This window comes from Streptomyces sp. NPDC048353 (genome assembly GCF_055587165.1).
Genome location: NZ_JBVJGU010000004.1, coordinates 615,971 through 628,404, shown reverse-complemented (window position 1 = coordinate 628,404; position 12,434 = coordinate 615,971). Strand labels below are relative to the sequence as shown.

The following is a 12,434-nucleotide window of genomic DNA, read 5'->3' as shown; positions in this document are numbered from 1 at the left end:
ACGGAAGCGGACCGACGCTATCCGGACCCCTCCCTTCGGCGCGCATGGATGCCGGAAGCGGGGGTACGCGGCGGATCGAACCGGGCGGTCGGCGCCCTGACGGCGAGGGGAGACCCACAGTGTTGATGGCCCATCCCGCGGTCCTGAGCAACCTCATCGAGCAGTACACGACGCTGAGGATGCTCCATGCCGAGGACGGGAGCGAGGAGGTACGGCAGCGGATGGACGACATCGCGTACACGCTGTGCGTCTCCACCGGCACGCGAGATGTGGACGCGGCGCTGATCGCCGCCCGGCACCGCCTGCCGGGCGCGCGCACGAAGGACGACTCGGTGCTGATGGCCTGAATCGGGCGGACCGAAGCCGGCACACCCTGAGCGGGGGGTGTGCCGGCTTCGTGGTGCACGGGGTCTTTCGAGGACGGGGGGCGCCTCTCGGCCTCCGGCCGGGGGGCTGACAGTCGGATTCATCACATGAACGATCGCTCGCGTCGCGACACGGGCGGTCGGCTTCGTTGCACGAACGCTCGGCCGCGTCCCGTCACGGGCGGTCGGCTTCGTCCCCGCGTGTGGGCGGTGACACCGGAGACCGGTGATTCTGCCGATGTCTTCGTCTCTCGTGGCCCGGACAGTGACCGGGCCAGTCACTCCACGGCCGCTCCCGTCTCCCCGGCGGCGGCCGTACACGACACGAGAGGACGACTCCGTCGTGAAACGACACCTCGCCGCCGCCGCGGCCGTCTGCTGCCTGACCGTGCTCACCGCCCCCGGCGCCCGGGCCGCGGACAACCCCTACGAGCGCGGCCCCGCCCCGAGCGTCGCCAGCATCGAGGCGCTGCGCGGGCCCTACTCCGTCTCCGAGACGAGCGTCTCCTCCCTGGCCGTCACCGGCTTCGGCGGCGGCACCGTCTACTACCCCACCTCGACCGCCGACGGGACCTTCGGGGCCGTGGTGATCTCGCCCGGGTTCACCGCGTACCAGTCGTCCATCGCCTGGCTCGGGCCCCGGCTCGCCTCGCAGGGCTTCGTCGTCTTCACCATCGACACCAACACGACCCTCGACCAGCCGGACAGCCGCGGCCGGCAGCTCCTCGCCGCGCTCGACTACCTCACCCAGCGCAGCTCCGTGCGGGGCCGGATCGACAGCACCCGGCTCGGGGTGATGGGGCACTCGATGGGTGGCGGAGGCACGCTCGAGGCGGCCAAGAGCAGGCCTTCGCTGCAGGCCGCGATCCCGCTCACCGGCTGGAACACGGACAAGACCTGGCCCGAGATCTCGACGCCGACGCTCGTCATCGGCGCGGACGGCGACACGGTGGCGTCCGTCGGCTCGCACTCCGAGCCGTTCTACGAGAGCCTGCCGAGCTCGCTCGACAAGGCGTACCTGGAGCTCAACGGCGCCACGCACTTCACCCCGAACACGGCGAACACGACGATCGCGAAGTACAGCGTCTCCTGGCTCAAGCGGTTCATCGACAACGACACCCGCTACGAGCAGTTCCTCTGCCCGGCACCCCGGCCCAGTCTGACGATCGAGGAGTACCGGGGCACCTGCCCGCATTCCTGACGTCCCGTCCGCCCGCTGTGCGGGCTCACAGAGCCGCGCCCCCGGGTGTGGGCCGGGAACCACCGGTCCGCGCCCGGGGGCTGTGCCCGTAGGCTACGGCGCAGTAACGTGACGGCTGTGAGCGGAGGGACGAGCCCGGCGGCCACCGGTCTGCACGGCCGCACGCACGAACTCGCCGCCGTGGAGGCCCTTTCGGCCCGTATCGGCGCCGGGGCGAACGGTGTTCTGCTCGTCACCGGCGGCCCGGGCACGGGTCGCACGGCCCTGCTGCGCCACGCGGCGCGGTGTTTCGCCGGTACGGCCCTGCTGGTCCTGTCGCCGCCCGGCAAGCGGGTGCCGTGGAGCGGTGTGCGCTCGCTGCTGGCAGCGTTCGGCCCGGGCCCGTCGGCGGCCCGGCGGGCCCTGCGCGTCGCCCGGGGGGAAGAGGGGGTCGGCGCGGCGGTGGCGGAGCTCGCGCCCGGGCGGCCCCTGCTGCTGTGCGTGGACGACCATCATCTGTGGGACGCCCACTCGCGCGCCGCGCTGGCCTCGGCGTTGCGGGGCGGCGGGGAGCCGGCGGGTATGGGCTGGCTCGTGTCCTACGCCCGTCATCACCGGCCCCCGGACGTGCCGGGCGCGCCGGTGGTACGGCTGGGGCCGCTGGGCCCGGAGGGCGCGGGCCGCCTCCTCGACGACCTCGGCCGCCGCGCGGTGGCTCCACCCGTGCGGGCCCGGCTGCTCCGGGAGGCCGAAGGCCATCCCGGTGTCCTGGCCGCCACGGCCCGGCGGCTCTCGGCCGCGCAGCTCGCCGGGGAGGCTCCCCTCCCCCGCCCCCTGATCGACGGCTCGGTGCTGATCGAGGTCTACGGCGGGCTCCTCGACTCGTTGCCGGTCGAGAGCAGACGGCTGCTGTCGCTCGTGGCCGTCGCGGGCGAGGCGGCCGGCCCGGACGCCTCGGCGCGGCCGACGGTGGAGGCGGACGCCGTCCTGGCCTCCGCCCGGGCCACGCGCACGTCGCCGGAGGCGCTGGACGGGCTCCTCGCGGACGGGCTCCTCGGCGGTGCGCGTTCCGCGCTGCGCTTCGAGGACCCCTTCCTGCGGTCCGCGGTGCTCGCGGTGGCACCGGCGGCCTGGCGCCGCTCCGCCGGAGCGCTGTTCGCCCCTCCGTCGGACGCGGCGGAGGCGCGCGGGGCCGGAGGCGGCGCGCGCCGGGCGGCGGGGCCGGAGGCCTTCCCCCTCCTGCGGGCGCTGAGTCACCGCCAGGACCGCCTGCACGCCGCCGAGGAAGTGCGCGCGCTGCCGGACGTCGTACGCGGCCGGGCCGAACTGCTGCGAGGCCTGGCCGACCTCGCCGACGGCCCGGTGGGCAACGCTCACCAGGCCCTGCTCCTGGCCTCCGACCTGCTGCGCTCCGCCGCACCCCTGGAGGCCGCCGACGCCCGCTTCCTCGCGATGGAGGCCGCCTGGGCGGCGGGCGATCCGGCCGCCTGCCTGACCGCCTTGGCCGCCGATAGCGTCGGGGAGACCACGGGCCCGCACGACACCGGCGACGACTGCGACAGCAGCGACAGCAGCGGCAGCAGCGACGACGGCGGGGCGTGGGTCGCCGCCCCCGCCCCGGACGGTGGCGGTGCGCTCGGGCGGCACGGCGACGGCGACGGCGACGGCGACGGCGACGGCGACGGCGACGGCGACAACGGCCACGCTCGCCGGGCCGGCACGGAAGACGGACACGCTCGCGGGCCCCGCGCGGAAGACGGCCACCGGGGCGACACCCCGGCCGGCGGCTCCGGCAGGGTCTCGGCCGTCAACCGGGACGTCGACGGCCGGCGGACCTCCGGCCGGGGCGGCCACCACCTCGCCGTCGACCCGGACACGGGCCGCGACCCGGCCGCCGACGCCCCGTACGGAGGTCCTATCCCGGTCGCCGTCCGCCCCCCGAGGGCAGCCCCCGGCAGCGCCTCGGTGAGCGGCCCGGAGTGGTCCGACGACGGAGAGCGGGATTTCACGGAGGGGATGCGGGCGGCTCTTTCCGCCCGGTTGGGTGAGGCCCGAGGGCCGCTCGCCCGGGTCGTGGCGCGGGACGGCGCCGCGGACGAGCCGCGGTCGCTGCTGCGGGCGGGGTCGGCCGCTCTGGTGATCGGGGACATGGCGGCGGCGGCCCGGGTCTATGGCCGGGCCCTCGCCCGGGTCCGTGCCGAGGGGCGCGACGCCATGATCCCCCGCGTGCTGGAGCACCTCGCCTATGCGGAGTTGCGGGCCGGGCGCCACGGCCGGGCCGGTACGCACGCGCGGGAGGGGCTGCGGGCGGCGGAACTGACCGGTCAGCACAATGTCGCCGCCCACCAGCACGCCGTCCTGGCCCTGGTGGCATCGGTCGCCGGCGATGTCGAGTCCGTCGAGGACCACGCCGGGCGGGCGCTGGCCGTGGCGCGCGGCCACGGTCTGGCGCAGGCGGCCACGCTCGCCGAATGGGCCCTGGCCCGCGCGGAACTGGGCCGGGGTCTCGCCGCCCAGTCCGCCGCGCGCCTGGCGCACCTGGTGCTGCCTGGCCCCCGCTCCGGTCACTTCGCCCTCCGTATGCTCGCCGTTCCGTGCTTCGTGGAGGCGGCCGACTCGACGGGCCGGTCCGCCGAAGCCCGCCTCGCGGCCGAGGAGTTCGCGGTGTGGGCGGCCCAGGGGGTCGACCCGCAGGCGCCGGCGCAACTGGCCCGCTGCCGTGCGCTGCTGACCGCGCCGGAGGACTCGGCGTACTGGTACGGCGAGGCGATGCGCCGGCACGACGCGTCCGGCAACGACTTCGAGCGGGCCAGGACCCTCCTCGCGTACGGCAAATGGCTTCGTCGGCGCAGGCGTTCGCTGGAGGCGCGTGGGCCGCTGAGCGACGCGCTCGTCACCTTCGAGCGGGCGGCCGCCGGGATCTGGGCCGACCAGGCACGGGCGGAACTGCGGGCCACGGGCGGGGCGGCGGCGGGTGCGAGCGGGGCGGCGGCGCCGGAGGAGCTGACGCCCCAGCAGCAGCGCATCGCCGCGCTGGCCTCGGAGGGGGCGACCAACCGGGAGATCGCCGACCGGCTGTCCATCAGCCCCAGGACCGTCGACCACCACCTGCGGAACGTCTTCGCCCGTCTGGGCGTCCGCTCGCGCGTCGAGCTGTCGGGGGTGCTGAGCCGGGCGGCGAGGGGGGTGGAGGGGCGGTGATCCGGGGGCCCGATGCGGCGGGGAGCGGGGCGTCCCGGCACCCCCTGCCGCGGCCCGTCCTCGCATACGGCCGTACGCTCGTGTGTCACCTCGGCCACGGCGGGAAGGCGATCGGGGAGCGAATGCCTGGAAAACGGGAGGAAGGGGAACCATGATGCAGCCTCATGACGAGGCCTGGTCCCATACGACGACCCGCACGCGTACCCAGGGAGCCTTCGCCGGTGACTCCGGCGGGGGTGGCGGGGTGCGGACCTCCGCCGAGGCCCGGGAGGCGACCCGCCGAAGGCTCGCGCGGATCCGGCCGGTGGACCGAGCGCAGGTGGACGATCTGCTGCTCGTGGTCTCCGAGCTGGTGGCCAACGCCGAGCGGCACGCCGGCGGGGCCACGGAGTTCCGGCTGGACCTCGGGCGCGACAGCGTCACGGTGTCCGTCACCGACCCCAGCGACGAGCCGCCGGAGAACCGGCGCGGCGAGGCGCTGACGCCGGGTGGTTACGGCTGGCCCATCGTTCTGCGGCTGTGCCGCGAGGTGACCGTCTCGGTCCACGAGGGCGGGAAGACGATCCGCGCGGTCGTCCCCTTGGAGCAGTAGATGGGGCGCGCGTGTTCCCCCGGGGCCGTGGCCCCGGGGGAACGAAGGCGTTGCGTCGAAAGGCCCGGTGCAGACAACGCCCGGGCGGTTGCGCCGAAAGGCCCGGGGAAGACAACGCCCGGGCGAGGGGTGGCAGGCCTGTGGGCGCCACCCCCGAGGGGGTGGCGCCCACAGGCCCCGCGTTCCGCGCGTTCTTCTGACGCCGCTACCAGCGGTACCAGCGTCCTGAGCCGCCCTTCGGCCGGGCCACGAAGCCCAGCAGCCAGAGCACGAGCACGATGACGGCGATCCACCAGAGCGCCTCCACCGCGAAACCCGCGCCGAAGAGGATCAGAATCAGCAGAAGTACCAGCAGAAGAGGAACCATTCCTATCAACCTCCCGGCAGCCGCTTACCCCCCGCCCTGGGGAACATCCCTTCGAATGCGCGCGTTTTTCCCTGTCGATCCGGGGAATTGAAGGGGGTTTTACCGGGGCGGTCTCCTTTCTCTGGAAGCAGCGTCTTTCTCGCTGGTTTAGCGTCGCGAATCCCGGTCAGGCGCCTTGTTGTCAGACATGCCTAGCGCACAGGGAGTGATCGGTTGTGTCCGGTGAGCAGAAGATGAAGGCCAAGGGCGAGCAGGCCAAGGGCAAGCTCAAGGAAACGGCCGGGCGGATGACCGGCGACGAGCGTCTCGAGGCGGAGGGCCAGGCCGAGCAGGCCAAGGGCGACGCGCGTACGGCCAAGGAGAAGACGAAGGACGCCTTCAAGCACTGACCTCGTCCGCGCAGAGAGGGGCGGCTCCGCTGACCGGAGCCGCCCCCTCCGCCGTGTCGGCCCGCGCCGGGTCGGCCGCTTCAGGAGCCTTCGATGAACCACGGGACCACGCGCCACGACCAGCCCGGCCTCCGTTCGCCCGCCGTCGCCCTCGAGTCCTACATGGCCGTCCTGGAGGACAGCGCCGAGGAGCTGTACGACACCGCGCCGTGCGGGTACGTCTCGATCCTGCTGGACGGCACCGTCGCCCGGGTCAACACCACTCTGCTCCAGTGGCTGGGGATCGACCGGGGCTCCGTGGTGGGCCGCGTGGAGTTCGGCGAGCTCCTGACCCCCGCCGGGCGGCTCTCCTACGAAGCCCAACTCGCCCCCGCCCTGCGGCTGAACGGCGAGGTGGGCGGCGTCCCCCTGGAGCTGGCCTGCGCCGGCGAACCACTTCCGGTCCTGGCCAGCGCCATAGTGCGGTCGAGCCCCGACGGACGGCCGCTGCTCGCCCGGATCACACTGACCGACGCGCGGGACCGGCGCGCCTACGAGGCGGAGCTGCTGCACAACCGCAAGGAGGCCGAGGCGGCCCGCCGCACTGCGGAGGCCGACCGGACCCGGCTCCAGGACGCCCTCGCGGTGCTCCAGCGCAGCCTGTTGCCGGCCCGGCTGCCGTCCGTACCCGGCCTGGACGCCGCTTCGTACTACCACACGGCCTCCCCCGACCGTCTCGGCGGCGACTTCTACGACCTGTTCCCGCTCGACGGGAAACGGTGGGCGTTCTTCCTCGGCGACGTCTGCGGCAAGGGACCCGAGGCCGCCGCCCTGACCTCGCTCACGCGGTACACGCTGCGGGCGGCCGCGCTCCACGACCCCGATCCCGTCGCCGCGCTCCGTACGCTCAACACCGCGCTCACGGAGCACTATCCGGCGGGAGAGACCTGCTACTGCACCGCCGTTTTCGGGGTGCTGGAGCCGGCCGGGGACGACGGGTCCTACGCGCTCGAACTCGCCTCGGGCGGCCATCCGCCGTCCCTCGTCCTCCGCGGCGACGGCCGGACGGAGTTCCTGTCCACGCCGGGCGGACTGCTGGTCGGCATCCTGCCGGACGCCCGGTTCGTCGCCGCCCGAACGACCCTCCACCCCGGGGACAGCGTGCTCCTCTACACCGACGGTCTCACCGAGGCCCGCACGGGAGCCGCCCGTGACCTGTTCGGCGACGAGGCCCTGCGGGACTTCGTCGCCGCCCGCACCCCCGCCACACCGGCGGGTATCGTCACCGCCCTGACCGGACTCCTCGAAGGCTTCGGCGACGGCCTGGGCGACGACACCGCGCTGCTCGCCCTCGGGGTGCCCGCCGACGCCTCCTCCGGCGACCGTTACGCCCGGGACCCCACCCCGGACGGGCCGGCGCCCCCCGCCCTGCCGTCGACCCACCGAGACTGATCATGACCATGCTGGACATCACCACACGCACCACGCCCGCGGCCACGGTCCTCGCGCTGACGGGCGCACTCGACTACGAGACCGCCCCGCACCTGCGCGAACAGGTGCGGGCCGTCGATCTCTCCCCCGGCCGCCTGCTCGTCCTCGACCTCGCCGGTCTGGACTTCTGCGACTCCAGCGGGATCAACACCTTCCTCACCGCCCGCAACGCCGTCACCGCGGCGAACGCCTCGATCGCCCTCGCCTCCGTGCCCTCACCGGTGGCCCGGGTCCTCGGCATCGTCGGCCTCGACCTGATCTTCGCGATCCACCCCGACAGCGACGCCGCCCTGGACGCCCACCCGGCCGCGTCCTGACCGAGACCCGGCGGGACGGCGCACGGAGGCACGACGGGTGGTCCCCGGCGCGACGCGCGTGTCATTCCGGCTCGGGCGGGTACGTTGGCGCTGGCCGGGCGCGTGTTCGACCCGGACCGACGACGAGGAGATGTGATGAGCCAGGTCGCCAGAGGACGCATGACCGGCGCGTTCGGACGACTGGACCGCAAGGTCTTCGCGCACGTGGCGAAGCGTTCCTGGCCCGGCGCCGAGCCCGTCCTCCCCCGGCTGAGCCGGAGCGCGAACCACGGTCTGCTGTGGTTCGGCGTCGCCGCCGGGATGTGGGCCCTCGGCGGGCCGCGCGGCCGGCGGGCCGCCGTCCGCGGGATGACGTCCCTGGCTCTCGCGTCGGCCACCGTCAACACCCTGGCCAAGGGGGCCGTGCGCCGCGAGCGTCCGCTGATCGACACGGTGCCGCTGGTCCGCAGGCTGCCCCACCAGCCGTTCACCAGCTCCTTCCCCTCCGGGCACACGGCCTCCGCCGCCGCCTTCACCGCGGGCGTGGCCCTGGAATCGCGCGGTCTGGCGGCGGCCGTGCTGCCGGTGGCCGCCTCGGTCGCCTTCTCCCGCGTCTACACCGGCGTCCACTACCCCAGCGACGTCCTCGTGGGCGCCGGTCTGGGCGTGGGCGCCGCGTTCGCCGTCCGGGGCCTCGCCCCCACCCGCGATCTGGTCCCGACCCCCGCCCGCCCCCGGGTGGAGGCCCGAGCCCTCCCCGAAGGCGACGGGCTCGTCGTCTTCGTCAACGCGGCTTCCGGCGCCCAGCCGCAGCTCCTCGATCCCGTACGCCAGATCAGGACGCTCCTCCCCCGGGCCGAGATCGTCCTGTACGACGACGAGGCGGGGCCGCTGCCCGAGGTGCTGGACGCGACGGCCGCCGAGGTGGCCGAGCGTGGGGGCGTGCTCGGTGTCTGCGGCGGTGACGGAACGGTCAACGCGGCGGTGGAACCGGCCCTCCGGCACGACGTGCCCCTGCTCGTCGTACCCGGCGGCACCTTCAACCACTTCGCGGTGGACCTCGGCGTGGACACGGTCGCCGACGCCTGCGCGGCGCTGGCCGAGGGACACGCGGTCCGCGCCGACGTCGGCCGGATCACCAGCGAGGAGGACGACTCCCGCGCCTACTTCCTCAACACCTTCAGCCTGGGCGTCTACCCGGAGCTCGTACGGCTCCGCGAGCGGTGGTCGCCCCGTCTCGGCGGGCCGCTGGCGTCAGTGCTCGGCGTGGTCCACGTCCTGCGGACGTCCCGGCCCCTGCGCGCCGAGGTCAACGGCCGGCCCGAGTCGCTGTGGATGCTCTTCGCCGGCAACGGCGCGTACCGCAGCGCGGGGCTCGCCCCGCTGCGACGCCACGACATGGCGGACGGCGTCCTGGACGTCCGCATCGCCCACGGCGGCCGGTTCGCCCGCACCCGCCTCCTCGCCACGGCGGTGGCCGGCGGGCTGGCACGGACCCGGCTCTACGCGGCGGCCCGGCTCACCACCCTGCGCGTCTCCGGCCTGCCCGAGGACACGCACATGGCCTACGACGGCGAAGTGGTCCCGGCCCCGGCGGCGTTCCGTCTGGACAAGCTGCCCGACGCACTGACCGTCTACCGCCCGCTCACCGACTGATCCTCCGGGCCGGACGGGGCTCTTCGAGCATGCTCGTGCCATTCAGCCTCGGCGCGAGACGAGTCGGGCGAGTGCCTCTGTAGGCCGGCAGAGCCATCCGAGAAGTGGGCTCGTGGCCACGAACCAGTGGACGCTGATGCGGCCTTGCTCCTTGTCCAGGATCGCTGGAGCCGCATCCCGGTGGACGTAGCGGAGGTATCGGCGGCGGATGGGTGCACCGGCTATCAGGAGCACCGGTGAGCTGAGAAGGATGGCTGCCGGGGCCAGGGCTCTCGCGGCGGTGAGCCGTGCCTTCTCCTCGTATCGCATGTGCTCAGTGTGCTGATTCTCGATGCGTCCTGTCAGCTTGCTCTGCGGGGTTGGGCGTCAAGGCTGTGGTGGACGGGTCGGGGATACGCCTCGCCGGGGGCGAGGACGCGTCCGAGGATCACCGATCGCAACCGGCTACCGCTGTTCCCTGGGTATCTCCGTCAGAGCCCCGACGGGTGACGGGAAAGCCCATCGGCATGCCGAGCGCGCGTCTGTTCCCGCTCCTCTGGCGTGGCGAGGAAGACATCGGCGCCACCGTCATAGGGGTAATAAATGCGTCCCATCTGGGTGTCGGTGATGAGAACTCCCGCTACCTTCTCGTCCGCGATGTCACGGAGCAGTTTGTCGAGGCAGCCGTACCGCCAGGGCCGGCGGACGGCGAAGAGGTGGCAGTAGGTACGGAACTCCGGGTCTGGATCGTCCCGCACCAGCAGGGTCTGCCAGTAGCCGGCACCTGGCTGGAATGGCGCAACCTCGGCTTCGGTCGCCCACGGGGGTGATCACGTAGACATGCCTACCGGCGAACAGCTCATCGAGGACGGTGTTGTGCCGCTCCAAGACGACGGTGTACTCGCTCTCGTCCTCCGCGTACCGCTTCGACTCCGGCAGGGCGCCCTCTCACCAAGAGAAACGATTTCTCAAAGAACGTTTTATCCCGTCCGGGGTACTTCATCACCGTTCAGGTGGCAGACCGTTTCGGGTCGGCTGGGGCAGTAGACGTTTTTTGTGGCAGGTGAGGCGGATGACAGCCGTCGAAGGTCCGTTTCGATCCCTTCGCACCGGGATCCCCTGGCGGTACCTGCCACACGGCTTCCCTCCATCGGAGACGGTTTACGGCTACTTCGCCGCCTGGCAGAAGGACGAGATCTTCGACCAGCTCAACGGTCTCCTGCGTCGCCTGGTCCGGAAGGCGGAAGGCCGCGATGCCGAGCCGAGCGCCTGCGTCCTCGACGCTCGCCGCGACCCTGCCCGGAAGGGCTTCGAGGTGTCTCCGCGGCGCTGGGTCGTCGAGCGGACCTTCGGCTGGCTCATGCATAACCGCCCGCGACTACGAAACCCACCCCCACCGCTCCGAAGTCATCTTGATGAGCCGCAGACCTACCCGAGAATCGACTCCGAACTGGAAGAACTCATGGCCGCCGAGCCACACTGACCCGCGCGTCCTCACCCCTCCTCGCCCGAGGCCAGCGGTCATCGATGACACCCGCCGCTTCCCGACAGGCACCACAGGCGTCTCCCCGCTCCGACTCCCACTTGTGGTCGAATGACGGCGACATACTGGCTTCCTGGATCCCGCACAGCGTCCTGCCGGAGCTACCGAAGGCGTGGGACAAGTCGGAGGGAAGGCCGTCCGCGACCGCCAGGTCCCAACGCTTCTGCACGGGCAGGTATGGCGACCGCACCACCTCGAACCACTCACCACCCATATACGTGGTGGCGTGGCACCAGGAGCAGGACCAGATCTCCGAGTGCGTCACCGCCGGCAGCGCCGGCCATCGCCACATCGCCCGTCCACACACATCGCACTCCACAGGCGCATCCTCACACGCCTCCATACGCGGACCCAATCCGCTGACACCATGCGACTTAATAACAACACCCCCTTCGGGGCGAAACGCTCTTTAAGGCAAGGCGGCGCCCCGCGCCGAGACCCAGAGGGTGTACCACTCGTCGTGGGTCAGGTCGGGTTCGTGCAGGGCCGCGTCGCGGCAGGCGCGGATGCGGGGCGGGCGGGACGAGCCGATGACGGGGGCGATGCGGGCCGGGTGGCGCTGCAGCCACCAGAGCACGATCGTCTCCGGTGTCGTGCCCTTGGCCTCGGCGAGGGAGGAGACGAGCGCGGCCGTGGCGGTCTCCGCCGGGCTCTGCTGGGCCCCGGTGTAGCGCCCTTGGGCGAGCGCGCCCCAGGCCTGGAGTCCGATGCCGTGGGTCAGGCAGTGCTCGACGGTGCCCGCGGGGAAGCCGTTGGCGGCGGACTCGGGGGTGTTGACGAGGACGCCGTCCTCCAGCCAAGCCCGCCGGTGGAGGCTCATCTCCAGCTGGTCGGCGACGATCGGCAGGTCCAGGTGGGCCTGGAGCCGGGCGATCTGGGCGGAGTTCATGTTGGAGACGCCGAACCGGCGGACAAGCCCCTGGCGGTGGAGCGAGGTGAGGGCCCCGGCGATGTCGGCGGGGTCGGCGAGCGGGTCGGGGCGGTGCAGGAGCAGGACGTCGAGGACGTCGGTGCGCAGCCGCAGCAGGCTCTCCTCGACCCGGCGGACGAGGGTCGGGCCGCGCAGGTCGTACAGGCCGGGGCGGTCGCCCTCGGCGAGGCGGATCCCGCACTTGGTCTGCAGGGTGATCCGCTCGCGCAGTCCGGCCGAGCGGGCCAGCACCTCTCCGAAGACCGCTTCGGACTTGCCGTGCCGGTAGATGTCGGCGTGGTCGAAGGCGGTGATGCCGCTGTCGAGGGCCGCCTCGACGGCGGTCTCCGCCGCGTCGATGTCGGCGGCGGTGTGGGGGCTGGTGTCCCAGGCGCCTCCCAGGCCCATGCAGCCGAAGAGGAGGCGGTGGTCGGTCTTCGCGGGCGTGGTCACCGGTTCACCTTCGCATGCGTACGGCCGACCGGA

Annotated in this window: 12 protein-coding genes and 1 pseudogene; 9 read left to right on the top strand and 4 right to left on the bottom strand. The window is 73.1% G+C overall.

Going from position 1 to position 12,434, the window contains the following annotated elements; genetic code table 11:
* The first annotated feature begins 119 nt into the window (after nt 1–119).
* The 4 genes from ACZ6RC_RS17985 (at nt 120) to ACZ6RC_RS17970 (ending at nt 5,338) form a co-directional block, all read left to right on the top strand.
* Nucleotides 120–347 (top strand): DUF5133 domain-containing protein, encoded by a 228-nt coding sequence (locus ACZ6RC_RS17985; RefSeq protein WP_391137026.1) that lies wholly within the window; start codon nt 120–122, stop codon nt 345–347.
* Nucleotides 348–603: 256 nt separating this feature from the next.
* Nucleotides 604–1,566, top strand: a complete 963-nt coding sequence (gene bdeA, locus ACZ6RC_RS17980; RefSeq protein ID WP_391137029.1) for a bis(hydroxyethyl) terephthalate hydrolase — start codon at nt 604–606, stop codon at nt 1,564–1,566.
* Nucleotides 1,567–1,683: 117 nt separating this feature from the next.
* Nucleotides 1,684–4,746, top strand: a complete 3,063-nt coding sequence (locus ACZ6RC_RS17975) for a LuxR C-terminal-related transcriptional regulator (protein WP_469584027.1) — start codon at nt 1,684–1,686, stop codon at nt 4,744–4,746.
* Nucleotides 4,747–4,897: 151 nt separating this feature from the next.
* Entirely contained in the window at nt 4,898–5,338 is a 441-nt protein-coding gene (locus ACZ6RC_RS17970; protein WP_469584024.1) for an ATP-binding protein, read from the top strand.
* 205 nt (nt 5,339–5,543) lie between these two features.
* Here ACZ6RC_RS17970 and ACZ6RC_RS17965 read toward each other — a convergent pair whose 3' ends face one another.
* On the bottom strand, nt 5,544–5,705 hold the full coding sequence (locus ACZ6RC_RS17965) for a DUF5670 family protein (RefSeq protein WP_469584021.1): 162 nt from the start codon (nt 5,703–5,705) through the stop codon (nt 5,544–5,546).
* A gap of 215 nt (nt 5,706–5,920) precedes the next feature.
* Between ACZ6RC_RS17965 and ACZ6RC_RS17960 the strand changes: the two genes are divergently transcribed.
* The 4 genes from ACZ6RC_RS17960 to ACZ6RC_RS17945 all read left to right on the top strand — a co-directional run bounded on the left by ACZ6RC_RS17960 (nt 5,921) and on the right by ACZ6RC_RS17945 (nt 9,516).
* Complete coding sequence (locus tag ACZ6RC_RS17960; RefSeq protein WP_391137042.1) at nt 5,921–6,094, top strand: CsbD family protein; 174 nt, start codon at nt 5,921–5,923, stop codon at nt 6,092–6,094.
* A gap of 162 nt (nt 6,095–6,256) precedes the next feature.
* Nucleotides 6,257–7,525, top strand: coding sequence for a PP2C family protein-serine/threonine phosphatase (locus ACZ6RC_RS17955; protein WP_469584378.1), 1,269 nt, complete (start codon nt 6,257–6,259; stop codon nt 7,523–7,525).
* A gap of 2 nt (nt 7,526–7,527) precedes the next feature.
* Nucleotides 7,528–7,881 (top strand): STAS domain-containing protein, encoded by a 354-nt coding sequence (locus tag ACZ6RC_RS17950; RefSeq protein ID WP_469584016.1) that lies wholly within the window; start codon nt 7,528–7,530, stop codon nt 7,879–7,881.
* Nucleotides 7,882–8,016: 135 nt separating this feature from the next.
* On the top strand, nt 8,017–9,516 hold the full coding sequence (locus ACZ6RC_RS17945; protein ID WP_391137050.1) for a bifunctional phosphatase PAP2/diacylglycerol kinase family protein: 1,500 nt from the start codon (nt 8,017–8,019) through the stop codon (nt 9,514–9,516).
* Nucleotides 9,517–9,986: 470 nt separating this feature from the next.
* Here the strand turns inward: ACZ6RC_RS17945 and ACZ6RC_RS17940 are convergent, their stop codons facing one another.
* Together ACZ6RC_RS17940 and ACZ6RC_RS17935 are read right to left on the bottom strand one after the other, a co-directional pair.
* Nucleotides 9,987–10,253: a DUF3885 domain-containing protein gene (locus tag ACZ6RC_RS17940; RefSeq protein ID WP_469584012.1), complete on the bottom strand. Its 267-nt coding sequence runs from the start codon at nt 10,251–10,253 to the stop codon at nt 9,987–9,989.
* Nucleotides 10,156–10,383 (bottom strand): hypothetical protein, encoded by a 228-nt coding sequence (locus tag ACZ6RC_RS17935; protein ID WP_469584009.1) that lies wholly within the window; start codon nt 10,381–10,383, stop codon nt 10,156–10,158. The genes ACZ6RC_RS17940 and ACZ6RC_RS17935 overlap by 98 nt, the downstream gene beginning before the upstream one ends.
* A 217-nt stretch (nt 10,384–10,600) precedes the next feature.
* On the opposite strand from ACZ6RC_RS17935, the pseudogene ACZ6RC_RS17930 reads away from it, so the two are divergent.
* Nucleotides 10,601–10,958: pseudogene (locus tag ACZ6RC_RS17930) on the top strand (transposase); the annotation flags it as partial.
* A 489-nt stretch (nt 10,959–11,447) separates the two neighbouring features.
* On the opposite strand, the gene ACZ6RC_RS17925 reads toward ACZ6RC_RS17930, so the two are convergent.
* Nucleotides 11,448–12,401 (bottom strand): aldo/keto reductase, encoded by a 954-nt coding sequence (locus tag ACZ6RC_RS17925; RefSeq protein ID WP_469584006.1) that lies wholly within the window; start codon nt 12,399–12,401, stop codon nt 11,448–11,450.
* Nucleotides 12,402–12,434 lie beyond the last annotated feature (33 nt).